We start from the raw sequence: 289 nt of genomic DNA, 5'->3' as shown, positions 1-289 counted from the left end.
TGGATCTCGTCCACCGCCGCCTTGGAGCGCGCCATGCTCCGCGAGATCGACTGGGCGGCAGGGCACGCCCGTGCGCTCGGCGAAGGCGGCGATCAGCGCCGCGTAGGCCGGGTTGCGCTCGGGCGTCACGCTCTGCAGCCGCCCGGTCCCGTCCGCGTGCACCACCGCCGGGACCCGGCCCCGCACCGCCTCGCGCCAGACGAGCGTGCGGGCGGTGAAAGACACGCCCTCCAGCGCCCGGCGGCGGCCGTCATAGCTGAAGCCGACATCCTCGAAGCTGACCTCGCCC

At 75.1% G+C, this 289-nt stretch carries 1 protein-coding gene; it reads right to left on the bottom strand.

Annotated elements, in window-relative coordinates; all coding sequences use genetic code 11:
• The coding region (locus WDW90_RS38940; RefSeq protein WP_336492977.1) for a carbamoyltransferase C-terminal domain-containing protein at window positions 1-289 on the bottom strand (289 nt) is incomplete at both ends.

This window comes from Methylobacterium nigriterrae (assembly GCF_037106235.1).
Lineage (GTDB): Bacteria > Pseudomonadota > Alphaproteobacteria > Rhizobiales > Beijerinckiaceae > Methylobacterium > Methylobacterium nigriterrae.
Note: the sequence above shows the minus strand (reverse complement) of the source record. Positions and strands in the feature narration are given on the sequence as shown.